Raw genomic sequence first — 1772 nt, forward strand, 5'->3', positions numbered from 1 at the left:
CCCCTGCCCGGTATTCGTGTCCGGGCCACGCGGGTCGATCACTATGCCATCGCGGACGGCAATCCGGCGCATGGGTTTATCGATATCTCGATCCGCCTGCGCGCTGGCCGGGCTGCGGATGTCAAACGGGACGCCACGCAGCGCATTTTTGAGGCGGTTGAGGCCTATCTGTCCCCCGCCTTCGCCGGACATTCCATCGCGCTCTCGCTTGAGATGCGTGACATTGACCCAGACCTTTCGCCCAAGACCGGCACGATCCGGGACCATTTGGGCGCGACCAACCAGGAGACCTGATCCATGAGCGCACTGGATACGAATATCGAGAAGCTGGCGGGCTTTCTGGCCCGGTTTAAGGAAACCGGCATCAAGAACCGGATCGCGGGCGAAGATCGCGACGGTTCCGCAGGGGTGTTCCAATCCACCTCCCCGGTTGACAGGTCGGTGATCTGCGATGTCGCCCATGGCACAGCCGATGATATCGACGCTGCCGCCAATGCCGCCCACGCCGCATTTGCCGATTGGCGCGACATGCCTGCCACCGAGCGGCGCCGCATCTTGCTGAACGTTGCCGATGCGATCGAGGCCCGTGCCGAGGAAATTGCGCTGTGTGAATGCTGGGACACCGGCCAGACCCTGCGCTTTATGTCCAAGGCCGCGCTGCGGGGGGCCGAGAATTTCCGGTATTTCGCGGATCAGGTGGTCCAGGCGCGGGACGGTCAGCACCTTAAGTCGCCGACCCTGATGAACATCACCACGCGTGTTCCGATTGGTCCGGTGGGGGTGATCACGCCGTGGAACACGCCGTTCATGCTGTCGACATGGAAGATCGCACCTGCTTTGGCTGCCGGGTGCACTGTGGTTCACAAACCGGCCGAAGATTCTCCGCTGTCCGCTCGCCTGCTGGTGGAGATCGCCGAAGAGGCCGGGCTGCCCAAGGGTGTGCTGAACACCGTGAACGGGTTCGGCCCCGATGCGGGTAAGGCGTTGACGGAGCATCCGTTGATCAAGGCGATCGCCTTTGTCGGTGAAAGCCGCACCGGCAGCATCATCACCAAACAAGGTGCCGATACGCTCAAGCGGATGCATCTGGAACTGGGCGGCAAGAACCCGGTTGTTGTGTTCGACGACGCCGATCTCGACCGGGCGCTGGATGCGGTGATCTTCATGATCTACTCGATCAATGGCGAGCGCTGCACGTCATCCTCGCGCCTGCTGGTGCAGGACACCATCAAGGACGCGTTCGAGGCAAAGCTGATCGAACGGGTCAACACCATCAAGGTCGGCCATCCGCTGGATCCTGAGACCGAGATCGGGCCACTGGTGACCGAGGAGCATTATAACAAGGTGACCTCCTATTTTGACATCGCCAAAGAAGACGGTGCGACTGTCGCCGCCGGAGGTGTCAAGGTGGGCGACACAGGGTATTTCATTCGCCCAACCTTGTTTACCGATGCCAATAACCAGATGCGTATCGCGCGCGAAGAGATATTCGGCCCGGTTCTGACCTCGATCCCGTTCTCGACCGAGGACGAGGCGCTGCAGATTGCCAACGACACACCATACGGTCTGACCGGCTATGTCTGGACCAATGACCTGACCCGCGCCTTGCGGTTCACCGACAAGCTAGAAGCCGGGATGATCTGGGTGAACTCGGAAAACGTCCGCCACCTGCCCACCCCGTTCGGCGGCGTCAAAGCATCCGGTATCGGCCGCGACGGCGGCAACTGGAGCTTCGAGTTCTACATGGAACAAAAACACGTCGGCTTCGCAAC

2 protein-coding genes are annotated in these 1772 nt (G+C 61.1%); both read left to right on the forward strand.

Annotation, left to right across the window (positions count from 1 at the left end; translation table 11 throughout):
• On the forward strand, positions 1-294 hold a 294-nt coding region (locus ACR0DS_RS20270), incomplete at its 5' end, for a 5-carboxymethyl-2-hydroxymuconate Delta-isomerase (protein ID WP_480616936.1).
• Positions 295-297: 3 nt separating this feature from the next.
• Positions 298-1772 (forward strand): 5-carboxymethyl-2-hydroxymuconate semialdehyde dehydrogenase (gene hpaE / locus ACR0DS_RS20275; RefSeq protein WP_480616938.1); only part of this gene is annotated, 1475 nt, incomplete at its 3' end.

The sequence above is a fragment of the Ruegeria sp. AF5 genome (genome assembly GCF_056541905.1).